Raw genomic sequence first — 13,082 nt, forward strand, 5'->3', positions numbered from 1 at the left:
CGTGCCACGCTCACACACTCAACGCAGGCCGAGCACGTCCTGCATGTCGAAGAAGCCGTTCTTGTGGCCTTCGAGGAAACGAACAGCACGAAGCGCGCCTTGCGCATACGACAAACGGCTCGCCGATTTGTGCGTGATCTCGATGCGCTCGCCGATGCCCGCGAACAACACCGTATGGTCGCCAACGATGTCACCGCCGCGAATCGCCGAAAAGCCGATCGTGGACGGATCGCGTTCGCCGGTCACGCCTTCGCGGCTGTAGACGGCGCAGTCGTCGAGATTGCGGCCGAGCGCGTTGGCGATCACTTCGCCCATGGTCAGCGCGGTGCCTGAGGGCGCGTCGACCTTGTGACGGTGATGCGCCTCGATGATTTCAATGTCGTAGCCGGTCGCGAAATGCTTCGCGGCGTATTCGAGCAGCTTCAGCGTGACATTGACACCCACGCTCATGTTCGACGAAAACATGATGGCGACCTTGTCTGCCGCGGCGCGCAGTTGCGCTTTCTGCTCATTGTCGAAACCGGTTGTGCCGATCACCATTTTGACGTTGTGGCGCTGCGCGGCTTCCAGATGCATCAGCGTGCCCTCGGGGCGCGTGAAGTCGATCAGGTAGTCGGAATCGGCGAACACGCGCTCAACGTCGTCCGTCAGCAGCACGCCCGTCTGTTTGCCGAGAAACGCGCCGGCGTCCTGGCCGAGTTGCGGGGAGCCCGCACGGTCGAGCGCGCCGGACAGCGTGGCGCCGGAATCGTTGAGAACGGTTTCGATGAGCATCCGGCCCATACGGCCCGATGCGCCAGCAATGGCAATTTTCATGGCTACGAGGGTTCGAAAGGGGTAAAACGCGGCAAAACCCGTCAAACGCGGGCAAAAGCAGCGGCGGGTAGCACACCCGGCATCACGTCTACAGAAACAAATAACCCGCAAAGGTACAGCAGAAACGCTGACGGGCGCTGCACACGGCGCGTTGCCCGTATGCAGCGCCCGTCTTAAGACAGGGACAGCGCGATTAGTCGCCTGTTCCCGGAGCCGAAGCCGGCGAAGCGGTCAGCGGCGCATTCAACGTCGGGCCGCCACTGCTGCTTTGCGAGCCCGTCGGGCCCACCGGATTGTCCTGCGTGCCCGGCACTTGCGGCGGCGGAGGACGCTGGAACTGGAACTGCGGCTGCCCGGCAGCGGTTGGGCCCTGCGGCGGAATACCGCCACCGTTCGCGGTCGGCGCCGTAGCGCGTACCGACGACTGCGTCTTGCCCGACGGCGACTGCACCGCGTTGGTCGCCCGGTTGGCGGCCTGCGCGGCTTCCGCGTTGGGGTCGGTTGAAGGCACGGCCGCTGCTGCGGCATCGGCGGACGGTGAGCGCGTGGTGTCCACGGCGACCGGCGCCGCAGCCACCGGCGCGCTGGCGCCCGTTGCCGCGCTTGCCGCATTCGGCACGGCAGCCTTCTTCTTGCCGAGCTTGTCACCGTCGATTTCCGCCAGCAACTCGAGGTTGGACGGCAGATCGTCGCCACCTGTCCAGCTGGCGACGCGGTCACCCGCGAACAGGACCACGAAGTCGCGCTGCTGCACGACGTTGGTCGAACCGCGCTTGAAATAGAACACGTAGTCCCAGCGGTCCGCATGGAACATGTCGGTCAGCAAAGGCGTGCCGAGCAACTGCTTCACCTGGGCCCGCGACATGCCGACCTGCATCTGCGCAGCCGCTTCTTTCGAGACGAAATTGCCTTGCACCACCGTAATACGATACGGCGTAATACTTTGGGCAACGCGCTGCGTCAGGCTGTCGTAAGTGGAACACCCGGCAAGAACCGCGACAGTCGCAACAGCGATCAAGGTACCCCGCATGCGGCTCCCCCGGTAGATCAATTGAGATTTTGAAATCATTTCACTCACCGTGCGGGCCCGTTGACGAGCCGCGCGAGTTTCATTCCATCGAAGATGACCAGAACGGCAAAAACACATTACTATGAGAGCCCAGCATTGTACTCTAGGGATCCCTTGCCATGACCAATCCAACCGATCTCAAGAATATCGGGCTCAAGGCGACCCTTCCGCGCCTCAAAATCCTTGAGATTTTCCAGCATAGCCCAGTGCGTCACCTGACTGCAGAAGACGTCTACCGCAACCTGTTGCACGAAGAACTCGATATCGGCCTGGCAACCGTGTATCGCGTGCTGACGCAGTTCGAGCAGGCCGGCCTGCTCTCGCGCAGCAATTTCGAGTCGGGCAAAGCGGTGTTCGAATTGAACGAGGGGTCGCATCACGACCACCTCGTCTGCCTCGATTGCGGGCTCGTCGAAGAATTTTTCGACTCCGAAATCGAGAGCCGTCAGCAATCCATCGCGAAGGAACGCGGCTTCAAGCTTCAGGAACACGCGTTAGCGCTGTACGGCGCGTGTACCAAGGAGAATTGCCCGCATCGCAAGCACTAGCGCGATGCCGGCCGCGTCGGGGTACGCGGTTCGGTGAGCAACAAAAAAACCCGGCCGATGAAAATCGGCCGGGTTTTTTTTATGGGTGCGATGCGGCGCAGCAGGCCTATTCCGCCAGCTCGACGCTCGTCTCAAACAGCAACCGCCACGTCTCGGCCAACGGCAATTCGTCACAGTTGGGCTGCTCGCCGCCACGATCCACCACCACAAAATCGCTCACCCGATCGAGCGCGAGCAGCGGATGGTGCCACACCCCTTTCGCGTAGTTCACGCCCTGCCAGCCATCGCTCCAGAACGCCCGCATGCTCGCCGGATCGAACTCGCCCGCCGGCGCAACGACCACCAGATAGCGGCAACCCGTTAAGGGAATGAAAGATTGGCTGCCCAGCGGATGCCGCTCCATCATCGTAATTTCGATCGGCAGCGGGCGCGGTTGCGCCCGAAACAGGCTGATCAGCGGCCGGCCGCCGTGTTCCATCACGTCCACGTTCGCAAGGTCGTGATAGCGCTCGGTCGTGCCGCCATTGATCGGAAAATGACGCGCGCCGTCCAGTTGGATGACGTCGCCGAATGGCGCGAAAGCCGCGCGCGTCAGGCGTTCCAGGTGCAAGGTCTTCATTGACGCGACTCCCTCTCTTACGCGATTTCGCCCCACAAGCGCAGGCGCGACACACCGCCGTCCGGAAAGATATTGAAACGCACATGCGTTACCGGCCCGAGCGCGGCGACGTCGTCTGCGAACGTGTGCACGTGGTCCATCTGCAGCTTTTGCTCGCCCAGCAGCACCGGCCAGAACATCGCCTGCGTGACGAGTGAATCGTCCGTGCCGCCCGTCACCGAGGCCGCCTGCAGCGAACAGCGATCCGGGTAATTGCCCTTGAAGTGCGCCGTATCCACTTCGATCTTGCGAATCACGCCCGGCCGCGCAAGTGCGACGATCGCCCAGTCGTTGCCCGGCTCGCGACGGCGTCGCGTTTCCCAGCCGTCGCCCATATTGACGCCGCGGCCCGGCATCAGCATCTGCGAGGCCGGCCCGAAATGCTGGTTGTTCGCGGCAACGAGGTACGCGCCGTTTTCGATCGCCGCGAGGTCCAGCAGCGTGCCGCGCTCGACGCGCTCCCAGTCGCGCTTCGGCTGGCCGTACACGCGCAGGCGCGCGAGACCGCCGTCCGGATACAGATTCACGCGCAAATGGGTGAACGCGCGGGCGTCGTTCACTTCGACGTAGTGGTGATGGTTGCCCTGCAGCGTGGTGGCCGGCACCAGCGTTTGCCAGTCGGCGTTATCCGGCGGAACGTCGCCGTCCACGTAGCACGCGTCGATCGACGCAGCCGGCGGGAAGTTGCCGGTGAAGTGGCTCGTGTCCAGATCGACGCCGTGCACCACGCCCGGCCGCGCCAGCCGGATCACGCAGTAGTCGTGGCCGGTGGTTCGCTTACGGCGCGTTTCCCAACCGTCCATCCATTTGCCGTGGTCGTCGTACTTGCCGGGAATGAACACGGCCGGCTGCGGCTCGAGCATGCGTTCTTTCGGCGCGAAGAATTCATCGCTCGCGTGGAGCGCCTGTGCGCCCAGACGCGGGTCGGCGAGGTTCATGTAGCGACGGGTGAAAGCGGGAGCGTTGGGGTCGAGAATCGGATTAGCCATAGTCTCAGTCAGGCGACGAAAAGTAAGGAAGAGCCGGCGAAGTCAACGCATCCGCCGGGGCAGAACGCGCGCTGCATTGGCGCGCTGATGAATGACGATGAATCCGGCCACCGTGCAACTGTGGCCGTGCTTTTTCAAACAGCCGGTGCGTGTTCGCCGGCGGTCGGCTCTGCGCCTGCGTCTTCGCCGGCGGGCACGTAGCGCATCGCTTCGTCACGGTTCAGCACGCGATGGGCGCGCACCCGGTCGATATCGTTTTCCCACACGGCGACCACCACCGTTGCGACGCAGTTACCGATCAGGTTGGTCAGCGCACGGGCAATACCGACGAACCAGTCGACCGGCAGAATCAGCACGAGGCCGAGCACGGGAATCGCCGGAATCGCGGACAGCGTCGCCGCCAGAATCACGATCGCCGAGCCGGGAATGCCGTGGGCGCCCTTCGACGTCACCAGCGATACCAGCACCACCACGATCAGATCGTGGATCGACAGCGGCGTATTGGTGGCCTGTGCGATGAAAATCACCGCAAGCGTCAGATAGATGGAGAAGCCGTCGAGATTGAAGGAGTAGCCGGTCGGAATCACCAGACCGACGGTCGAATCCTTGACACCCATCCATTCGAGTTTGCGCATGATCTGCGGCAGGACGGCATCGGACGAAGCGGTGCCAAGCACGATCGACAATTCTTCGCGCAGATAGCGGATCAGCTTGAAGATGCTGAATCCGGCCAGCCGCATCACCACACCCAGCACGACCACCACGAACACGATACAGCTCGCGTAGAACACCAGCACCAGCATGCCGAGTTGCTTGAGCGACTCGACGCCGTAGGTACCGGTCGTGAATGCGATCGCACCGAGCACGCCGAGCGGCGCGAGCTTGATGATGAAACCCATCACGCGGAAAAACACTTGCGAAAGCTCGTCGATCAGGCTGCTCACACGTTGCGCCTTATTGCCCAGCAGCGACAGCGCCGAGCCAAACAGCACCGAAAACACGAGGATTTGCAGAATGTCGCCGGTCGCGAATGCGTTGATCGCCGTGTCGGGAATGATCTTCAGCAGAAAGCCGGCCGTGTCCTTGAGGCTCTTCGCGTTCTCGGTATAAGTCGAAAGCGAAGCGGGGTCGAGCGAATGCAGATTGATGTTCATGCCGACGCCGGGCCGCGTTGCATAGGCCAGCACCGCGCCGATCACGAGCGCAATCGTCGTCATCACCTCGAAGTAGATCACCGCTTTCAACCCGACGCGGCCAACTTTGCGCAGATCGCCGGCATGCGCCATGCCGCTCACCACCACGCAGAAGACGATCGGGCCGATCACCATCTTGATCAGCTTGAGAAAGCCGTCGCCGAGCGGGCGCAACGATTGGGCGAAGTGCGGGAACACGGCGCCGATCACAATGCCTGCCACCAGCGCTATGACGACCCGGCCAAACAGTGAATTGAAGAACTTCAACACGGCTTTCTCCTGGTTACGATTCGCATCTGTTCAGACTGGTCCGACCAGTACTGTTATGGCGAATAGTAGGAAGCCGATATACTGACGTCAAGGATTCAAAACACAGTGTTTACCCGTCTTTTTTCCCGTGCTTCGGGGCCGGATTGTGCATGTATAGCTACGTCCGCACGAACGTTCAGAACGCGTACTACAATGCTGGTCAGACCGCGCACCCGAGTGAGCCACAATGAAAAACGTTCCGCATACCGTCACTGATGCCGCCATCGCGACCATCCGCGAACGGATCGAAGCGGGCGTCTATCCGGTGGGCAGTTTGTTGCCGGCGCAGCGTCAGCTTTCCGAAGAACTGGCGATCAGCCGCGCGTCGCTGCGCGAGGCGCTCTCGACGCTCGAAGCACTCGGTCTGCTGATGATCCGTCCCGGCAAGGGCGTGTATGTGGAAAGCGCGCAGGCCGCGGCCGCGCAATCGTGGCGCTTCGCGGAGCAATCGTCGCTGCCGGATACGTACCAGATGCGCTTCGCGCTGGAAGGCTTCATCGCGCGCATGGCGGCACTGGCTGTCAGCGATTCCGACCTCGCCTGGTTCGAAGACAACATCGCGGCCATGCAAACGGCGCTCGCCTGCGATGAACTCGACGAAGCCGCACGCCTCGACTACGACTTCCACATGCGCATTGTGAGCATCGCGGGCAACGCGGCGATCGAGTCGATCCTGAGCAGCAGCGCGGACATCATGAAGGAAAGCCAGCGGATGCCGTTCTATCGGCGCGAGCTGGTGCTGTCTACGTACACCGAGCATCGGGCAATTCTCGACGCGCTCAGGGCGCGTGATTCCGCCGCCGCCGGCAAAGCAATCGAAACCCATATCTCGAACGCCGCGCAACGCGCCGGCGTCTACTTTCCAACACCGCAGGCGTAAAAGCACAGAAACACAGGCGTAAAAAAAGCCGCTCCGAAGAGCGGCTTTTGCCGTTGCCCAGCCGGCCCCAAGAAAGCCGCGGGGTCGCGCGAAACGAAACAGCTTACTTCGCGTTGGCCAGCGCCACAGCCGTGTCCAGCATGCGGTTCGAGAAGCCCCACTCGTTGTCGTACCAGCTCGACACCTTCACCAGACGGCCCGACACCTTGGTCAGCGTGGAGTCGAACGTCGACGAAGCCGGGTTGTGGTTGAAGTCGATCGAGACCAGCGGTGCGTCGTTGTAACCGAGGATGCCCTTCAGCGAGCCTTCCGACGCTTCCTTCATGATCGCGTTGACTTCCTCGACCGTCGTGTCGCGTGCGGCGATGAACGACAGGTCGACGACCGACACGTTGATCGTCGGGACACGAATCGCGTAACCGTCCAGCTTGCCGTTCAGTTCCGGCAGCACGAGACCCACCGCCGATGCAGCACCGGTCTTGGTCGGGATCTGGCTGTGCGTGGCCGAGCGCGCGCGGCGCAGGTCTTCGTGATACACGTCCGTCAGAACCTGGTCGTTCGTGTACGCGTGGATCGTGGTCATCAGACCGTTCACGAGGCCGATCTTGTCGTTCAGCGGCTTGACGAGCGGTGCCAGGCAGTTGGTCGTGCACGATGCGTTCGAGATCACCGTGTCCGATGCCTTCAGCACGTTGTGATTCACGCCGTAGACGATCGTTGCGTCGACGTCTTTACCGCCCGGCGCCGAGATGATGACCTTCTTTGCGCCGCCCTTGATGTGCGCGCTCGCCTTTTCCTTGGTCGTGAAAAAGCCCGTGCATTCCATCACAACGTCGACGTTCAGCTCGCCCCACGGCAGTTCTGCCGGGTTGCGGTTAGCCAGCACGCGGATCTTGTCGCCGTTGACAACCAGGTAGTCGCCGTCCACCGACACTTCGCCCGGGAACTTGCCGTGTGCCGTGTCGTATTGCGTCAGGTGAGCGTTGGTCTTGGCATCGCCAAGATCGTTGATGGCGACGATTTCGATATCGTGCTTCTTGCCGTTTTCATAGAAGGCGCGCAGGGTGTTGCGGCCGATCCGGCCGTAGCCGTTGATTGCGACGCGAATCGTCATGGTCTATCTCCTGATGGCTGAAAAAAAATCTTCCATGTTGGTCTGTCCTTCCGGCGCAACCGCGCGTGGGGCACACGCGGCGGCGCTTACCGAAGGTCAGCCGAGTGCGGCTTTAGCCGTCTCTACCACGTGTTCGACGGTGAAGCCGAAATGCTTGAACAGCACGCCAGCCGGGGCCGATTCGCCGAACGTGTCGATGCCGACCACGCCGCCTTCCAGACCCACATACTTGCGCCAGAAATCCGACACGCCCGCTTCGATCGCGACGCGGCGCACGCCGTGCGGCAGCACGCGTTCGCGGTATTCGGCGTCCTGCTTGTCGAACACGGTGGTCGACGGCATCGACACGACACGTGCCGCGATGCCTTCGCGAGCCAGCGGCTCGACCGCGTTCAACGCCAGTTCGATTTCCGAACCGGTGGCGATCAGGATGACCTTGCGCGCGACGATCTCGTCATTCCAGTCGCGCAGCACGTAACCGCCCTTTTCGATGTTGGCGATCTGCGCGTCCGTGCGCTCCGAGAACGGCAGGTTTTGACGGCTGAAGATCAGGCACGACGGGCCATGATGTTCGACCGCGTGGGTCCAGGCCACCGCCGTTTCGACCGTATCGGCCGGGCGCCACACTTGCAGATTCGGAATCAGACGCAGGCTCGCGACGTGTTCGATCGACTGGTGGGTCGGACCGTCTTCGCCCAGACCGATCGAGTCGTGCGTGAACACGAAGATCGACGGCGCTTTCATCAGCGCGGCGACACGCAATGCATTGCGGCTGTAGTCCGAGAACGTCAGGAACGTGCCGCCGAAGGCCTTGAAGCCGCCATGCAGCGCGATGCCGTTGATCGCGGCGCTCATGCCGAATTCGCGCACGCCGTAGTTCACGTAGTTGCCGGCAGCCTTGCCTTCGGCGTTCACACGCACCGGCTTGGCGGCCTTCCAGTTGGTCAGGTTCGAACCGGTCAGATCGGCGGAACCGCCGAGCAGTTCCGGCAACGCAGCCGACAAACCTTCGATAGCCTGTTGCGATGCCTTGCGCGTCGCAACGGTTTCCTTGCGCTCGTTCGCACCGGCGATGATCGCCTTCGCCTTTTCCTTCCAGTCGGCGGGCAATTGCTTCGCGTCGCGGCGCGTGAATTCAGCGGCTTCCTGCGGATACTTCGCTGCGTACGCAGCAAACGCCTTGTTCCACTCGGATTCGTTACGTGCGCCAGCTTCCTTCGCGTCCCACGCTGCATAGACTTCTTGCGGGATCACGAACGGCTCCCACTTCCAGCCGATCTTTTCACGCGTGGCCGCGATTTCCTTGTCGCCGAGCGGCGAGCCGTGCGAATCATGGCTGCCGGCCTTGGTCGGCGCGCCTTCGCCGATCACGGTCTTGCAGCAGATCAGCGTCGGCTTGTCCGACAGCTTGGCTTGCTTGATTGCCGCGTCGACCGCTTCGACGTCATGGCCGACCACGTTCGGGATCACGTTCCAGCCGTACGCTTCGAAGCGCTTCGGGGTGTCGTCGTGGAACCAGTGGACCACTTCGCCGTCGATCGAGATGCCGTTATCGTCGTAGAACGCGATCAGCTTGTTCAGCTTCAGCACGCCCGCGAGCGAGCAGGCTTCGTGCGAGATGCCTTCCATCAGGCAGCCGTCGCCGACGAACACGTACGTGTGGTGGTCGACGATCTTCGCGTCAGGCTTGTTGAATTCGGTGGCGAGCAGCGACTCGGCGAGCGCCATGCCGACCGCGTTGGCCAGACCCTGGCCGAGCGGGCCCGTGGTCGTTTCGACGCCCGGCGTAATGCCGTATTCCGGGTGACCCGGCGTCTTCGAATGCATCTGGCGGAAGTTCTTCAGCTCTTCCATCGGCAGGTCGTAGCCGGTCAGGTGCAGCAGCGAGTACAGCAGCATCGAGCCGTGGCCGTTCGACAGCACGAAACGGTCGCGATCGGCCCATTGCGGGTTCTTCGGATTGTGGCGCAGATGACGCGACCACAAAGCCACGCCGATTTCCGCCATGCCCATCGGCATGCCGGGGTGGCCGGAGTTCGCTTTTTGAACGGCGTCCATGGACAACGCGCGGATTGCGTTAGCCATCAGGGAGGTGGGTGCGGGAGACGGGGTCGTCATGTCGAGTCCGGAGACAGAGTCAGAAAGCGGTGTGCGCTTGAGGCCCGGATGCTCGAATGCCAGTCCACTTCGGCGCACGGTGCGGCGCCAGGAGACGCGAAACGGGCAGAGCAAACGGACAAGGCTGAAAGCGTGACATTCTAACAGAACGTTGACCGGGCCCCCGCGCGCAAACCCGCCTGGCGACCTGGTTTCAGACGGGTTCCGCGCCAGTCTTTGGCTGGCTGCGTGCTGTTTCCTGGCTAGCCGTGTGCTGGTTTTCGGGCGACTGTGCGCTGATTGCCGGCTGACTGGTGCGCTGGTTTTTGGCCGGCTGCGCGGCTATTGCTGGCTGGCAATACACCGGTTTCCAGCCGCCGCCGCGCGCGGACTGGGCCCGCGCCACGTCTGCGTCTGCGTCTGCGTCTGCGTCTGTGCCTGTGCCTGCGCCTGCGCCTACGCCTACGCCTACGCCTACGCCTACGCCTACGCCTACGCCTTTACAATTGAACGACATCAACCCACCGCGCTCCCAATGGAGCCCGTCATCCGTGAGCGCTTCCCTGCTGTTCCACCCCACCGCCGACGCAGTCTACGGATTTCCGGACGCGCGGCGGCTTGCACGCGTCGATTCGCCCTACCAGCGGATCGAGGTATGGGACACGCCGCAACTCGGCCGGCTGTTTACGCTCGACGGCCGCCCGATGACCTCCACCGGCGACGAATTCATCTATCACGAATGCATGGTGCACCCGGCCGCTCTGGCGCATCCTTCGCCGAAAGCTGCGCTGGTGCTGGGCGGCGGCGATGGCGGCGCCGCGCGGCAGTTGCTGAAGCATCCAGGCATCGAGCGGATCGTGGTGGCGGAGCTCGATGCCGAAGTCGTGCGCCTGACCCACGAATATCTGCCCGAGGTGCACGGCGGCGCTTTCGACGACCCGCGCGTCGAACTGGTAATTGGCGACGCCGCGGACTATGTCGCGAGCGTTGTACAGGCGAAGAGTGATGCCAAAGCGCAGTTCGACCTCGTCGTCTTCGACCTGACGCCGCCTGATTCCTCTGCCGCGGGTCTATACACGCCGGACTTCTACATGCAGCTCAAACGCATCATGAGTCCGACCGCCGCGCTCTCGCTTCACCTCGGCTCCCCCTATTTTCACCCGGAGCGCATTGTCCGCCTGCTCGACGATCTGCGCGATACATTCAGCATCGTGCGCACAATGAGCACCTTCATCCCGCTCTACGGCTCGCTCTGGATGATGGCGACCGCCAGCGACACGCTCGACCCCGCCGCCCTCACCACCGAAGCACTCGCAGGACACCTTGCCGCGCGTCGAATCGACTCGCTGAGGCACTACGACCCGTCCCTGCATGGCGGACTGTTTTCCGCATCCCGGTCAGTGCGCGATAAACTAAGTCAATTCTTAAAGCCATCCAGCTAATGCGTGGGCAAAATGCACGGTTCGGTCGGCGCGCGCTATCGGTGTATCGATGCAAGCGCCCACTTGGCCTCGCAGCATGCATCCCGCAAACCCATAGATCCGGAGAACCCCATGACCGCCTCCCGCCCAGCCGGTGTGCCCTGGTTGACCCCCTATCTGACGGTGCGCGACGCACGTGCCGCGACTGCGTTCTTCGAAGCGGCATTCGGCTTCGAGGTACGTGACAGCGTTCAGGACGACGGTGTCGTCATGCATGTCGAGATGACCTATCAAGGCCAGCTGATCGTGATGTTCGCACCGGAAGGCGCGTTCGGCTCGGCGGCGAAAACACCCAAAAGCGCGGGCGCGATTGCGCCGCAATCGTTCTATGTCTATGTCGACGATGTCGACGCGGTTTACACGCGGGCGCTAGCCGCCGGCGCAAAATCGTTGAGCGAGCCACAGGATCAGTTCTGGGGCGACCGGTTTGCCCAGGTCGAAGATCTGGACGGCTACCGTTGGGCGCTCGCTCGCCACCTTTCCTGAACCAATGAGTATTTTTTTGATGCCTCGCTTCTTCGTCGGTACGCCTCTCAAGCCCGACGACATCATGCAGTTACCCGATGACGTCACGCGCCACATCCTCGTGCTGCGTTTGCAGCCCGGTGATTCGATCGTGCTTTTCAACGGCGAAGGCGGCGAATACAGCGCCGAACTCGTCGAGGTCGAACGCCGTTCGGCCAAAGTGAGAATTCATGAACTCCGCAATATCGAAGTGGAAGCGCCGTATCACCTTACCCTCGCGCAAGGCATTGCCGGCGGCGACAAGATGGACTGGCTCATCGAGAAGGCGGTCGAACTTGGAGCATCGTGTTTTGTACCATTGACCACCACGCGCAGCGTCGTGCGTCTTGCCGGTGAACGCGCGCAACGGCGGCATGCGCACTGGCAGGGCATCGTGCGCGCGTCGTGCGAACAGTGCGGACGCAATCGCCTGCCGGAAGTGATGCCTGTGCGCGAGATCGCCACGTGGCTCGGCGCGTTGCCTCGCACGCCTGAAGAAGGTGAAATGCGCATTCTGCTGTCGCCGCGGGCCAGCATCAGTTTTTCGGCGCTGCCCGCGAATCCGCCGTTTGGGCGAGTCACCGTGCTGGTCGGCCCGGAAGGCGGTTTTTCGGCTGCGGAAGAAGCTGCTGCGACCGACCACGGATTTACTGCAGTCGGTCTTGGTCCGCGCGTGTTGCGCACGGAAACCGCGGGTATCGCTGTGCTTTCGGCGCTGGCGGCCCGCTGGGGCGCCTGGTAAGCTGGTAAGCCAAAAGAAAAGGCCCGCCAATTGGCGGGCCTTTTTCTTTCTTCTGCAGCGGTCGATACGCAGTGCTCAGGTAGCCCAGTCAGGCAAACCGCTCAGGCATACCTTACGCAAACGAGTAAAACACCCGGAACGCGACCTTGCGCTCGGCCCAGAACTCGGACGCTTCGCGGAACACGTCGAGGAGCGTCTCGCGCCCTTCCTTGTCGAACTTTTGTGCGACCGGCAGTTGCTCGAGCACGATCACGAACCCGGGCTGCGTGCCGGCTTTATGGACCAGATCGGTCAGGCAATCGTAGAGCGCGTCGTAATTCTTGCCGAAATGCTTCGGAAACAGAAACGACGTAGCAATGGTCTCCAGCACTTCCTGTTTGGACTGAGCGTTCGCGCAGTACGCGTACAGAAAATGCTGGCCGAGTTGACTGGCTTCATCAGCTAGATCCTGCACGCGAAACGCGCGGATCGACTGTACGATGTTCGGTCGTACGGTCTTGAAAAGACTCATGGGCTCCTCGTTCGATGAAAGCACAGTGCTGGCTTCGCTCTGGTTATCCCGGCCCTGGTCGCCGGCGCGCATCCGCATGACGCGCTGGAACAAATTGCCGTCGCCGGCCGCGAAAAGATCCGTCGCGACTCCGGTGTCGTGCGCGTAGACGTTGTCGCTCATGCCGTTCAT

At 62.3% G+C, this 13,082-nt stretch carries 13 protein-coding genes; 5 read left to right on the top strand and 8 right to left on the bottom strand.

The window, feature by feature from the left end; genetic code table 11:
* Positions 1–18 precede the first annotated feature (18 nt).
* Both dapB and bamE read right to left on the bottom strand, forming a co-directional pair.
* Positions 19–816 (bottom strand): 4-hydroxy-tetrahydrodipicolinate reductase, encoded by a 798-nt coding sequence (gene dapB / locus ACOSV0_RS17240; RefSeq protein WP_434107330.1) that lies wholly within the window; start codon positions 814–816, stop codon positions 19–21.
* Positions 817–1,009: 193 nt separating this feature from the next.
* Entirely contained in the window at positions 1,010–1,846 is an 837-nt protein-coding gene (gene bamE / locus ACOSV0_RS17245; RefSeq protein ID WP_434110322.1) for an outer membrane protein assembly factor BamE domain-containing protein, read from the bottom strand.
* Between the two features lie 158 nt (positions 1,847–2,004).
* On the opposite strand from bamE, the gene fur reads away from it, so the two are divergent.
* Entirely contained in the window at positions 2,005–2,433 is a 429-nt protein-coding gene (fur, locus tag ACOSV0_RS17250; protein ID WP_012434340.1) for a ferric iron uptake transcriptional regulator, read from the top strand.
* A 106-nt stretch (positions 2,434–2,539) separates the two neighbouring features.
* On the opposite strand, the gene ACOSV0_RS17255 is transcribed toward fur, so the two are convergent.
* From ACOSV0_RS17255 to ACOSV0_RS17265, 3 genes are all read right to left on the bottom strand, one after another.
* Positions 2,540–3,052, bottom strand: coding sequence for an ureidoglycolate lyase (locus ACOSV0_RS17255; RefSeq protein WP_434107331.1), 513 nt, complete (start codon positions 3,050–3,052; stop codon positions 2,540–2,542).
* 17 nt (positions 3,053–3,069) lie between these two features.
* Positions 3,070–4,080 carry an allantoicase gene (alc, locus tag ACOSV0_RS17260; protein ID WP_434107332.1) on the bottom strand — a complete coding sequence of 337 codons (1,011 nt, stop codon included), beginning with the start codon at positions 4,078–4,080 and terminating at the stop codon, positions 3,070–3,072.
* Positions 4,081–4,214: 134 nt separating this feature from the next.
* Entirely contained in the window at positions 4,215–5,543 is a 1,329-nt protein-coding gene (locus tag ACOSV0_RS17265; RefSeq protein WP_434107333.1) for a C4-dicarboxylate transporter DctA, read from the bottom strand.
* Positions 5,544–5,769: 226 nt separating this feature from the next.
* Between ACOSV0_RS17265 and ACOSV0_RS17270 the strand changes: the two genes are divergently transcribed.
* Entirely contained in the window at positions 5,770–6,462 is a 693-nt protein-coding gene (locus tag ACOSV0_RS17270) for a FadR/GntR family transcriptional regulator (RefSeq protein ID WP_434107334.1), read from the top strand.
* Positions 6,463–6,565: 103 nt separating this feature from the next.
* Here ACOSV0_RS17270 and gap read toward each other — a convergent pair whose 3' ends face one another.
* Both gap and tkt read right to left on the bottom strand, forming a co-directional pair.
* The gene (gap, locus tag ACOSV0_RS17275; protein WP_434107335.1) at positions 6,566–7,576 is read right to left on the bottom strand and encodes a type I glyceraldehyde-3-phosphate dehydrogenase; all 1,011 of its coding nucleotides are present in this window, start codon (positions 7,574–7,576) and stop codon (positions 6,566–6,568) included.
* Positions 7,577–7,672: 96 nt separating this feature from the next.
* Complete coding sequence (gene tkt / locus ACOSV0_RS17280) at positions 7,673–9,694, bottom strand: transketolase (protein ID WP_434107336.1); 2,022 nt, start codon at positions 9,692–9,694, stop codon at positions 7,673–7,675.
* A gap of 530 nt (positions 9,695–10,224) precedes the next feature.
* Here tkt and speE point away from each other — a divergent pair.
* The 3 genes from speE to ACOSV0_RS17295 all read left to right on the top strand — a co-directional run bounded on the left by speE (position 10,225) and on the right by ACOSV0_RS17295 (position 12,400).
* Positions 10,225–11,115, top strand: coding sequence for a polyamine aminopropyltransferase (gene speE, locus ACOSV0_RS17285; RefSeq protein WP_434107337.1), 891 nt, complete (start codon positions 10,225–10,227; stop codon positions 11,113–11,115).
* 111 nt (positions 11,116–11,226) lie between these two features.
* Positions 11,227–11,640, top strand: coding sequence for a VOC family protein (locus tag ACOSV0_RS17290; protein WP_054034519.1), 414 nt, complete (start codon positions 11,227–11,229; stop codon positions 11,638–11,640).
* Between the two features lie 19 nt (positions 11,641–11,659).
* Entirely contained in the window at positions 11,660–12,400 is a 741-nt protein-coding gene (locus ACOSV0_RS17295) for a 16S rRNA (uracil(1498)-N(3))-methyltransferase (protein WP_434107338.1), read from the top strand.
* A 112-nt stretch (positions 12,401–12,512) separates the two neighbouring features.
* Here the strand turns inward: ACOSV0_RS17295 and ACOSV0_RS17300 are convergent, their stop codons facing one another.
* Positions 12,513–13,073, bottom strand: coding sequence for a barstar family protein (locus ACOSV0_RS17300; RefSeq protein WP_434107339.1), 561 nt, complete (start codon positions 13,071–13,073; stop codon positions 12,513–12,515).
* Positions 13,074–13,082: the final 9 nt, after the last annotated feature.

This window comes from Paraburkholderia caffeinilytica (genome assembly GCF_051027425.1).
GTDB classification, from domain to species: Bacteria; Pseudomonadota; Gammaproteobacteria; order Burkholderiales; family Burkholderiaceae; genus Paraburkholderia; species Paraburkholderia caffeinilytica_A.

What these genes read in the sequence shown, in the direction of transcription:
- dapB (WP_434107330.1), bottom strand. Translation starts at nt 816, where the DNA reads ATGAAAATTGCCATTGCTGGCGCATCGGGCCGTATGGGCCGGATGCTC.
- bamE (WP_434110322.1), bottom strand. Translation starts at nt 1,846, where the DNA reads ATGCGGGGTACCTTGATCGCTGTTGCGACTGTCGCGGTTCTTGCCGGG.
- fur (WP_012434340.1), top strand. Translation starts at nt 2,005, where the DNA reads ATGACCAATCCAACCGATCTCAAGAATATCGGGCTCAAGGCGACCCTT.
- ACOSV0_RS17255 (WP_434107331.1), bottom strand. Translation starts at nt 3,052, where the DNA reads ATGAAGACCTTGCACCTGGAACGCCTGACGCGCGCGGCTTTCGCGCCA.
- alc (WP_434107332.1), bottom strand. Translation starts at nt 4,080, where the DNA reads ATGGCTAATCCGATTCTCGACCCCAACGCTCCCGCTTTCACCCGTCGC.
- ACOSV0_RS17270 (WP_434107334.1), top strand. Translation starts at nt 5,770, where the DNA reads ATGAAAAACGTTCCGCATACCGTCACTGATGCCGCCATCGCGACCATC.
- gap (WP_434107335.1), bottom strand. Translation starts at nt 7,576, where the DNA reads ATGACGATTCGCGTCGCAATCAACGGCTACGGCCGGATCGGCCGCAAC.
- tkt (WP_434107336.1), bottom strand. Translation starts at nt 9,694, where the DNA reads ATGACGACCCCGTCTCCCGCACCCACCTCCCTGATGGCTAACGCAATC.
- ACOSV0_RS17290 (WP_054034519.1), top strand. Translation starts at nt 11,227, where the DNA reads ATGACCGCCTCCCGCCCAGCCGGTGTGCCCTGGTTGACCCCCTATCTG.
- ACOSV0_RS17295 (WP_434107338.1), top strand. Translation starts at nt 11,660, where the DNA reads ATGCCTCGCTTCTTCGTCGGTACGCCTCTCAAGCCCGACGACATCATG.
- ACOSV0_RS17300 (WP_434107339.1), bottom strand. Translation starts at nt 13,073, where the DNA reads ATGAGCGACAACGTCTACGCGCACGACACCGGAGTCGCGACGGATCTT.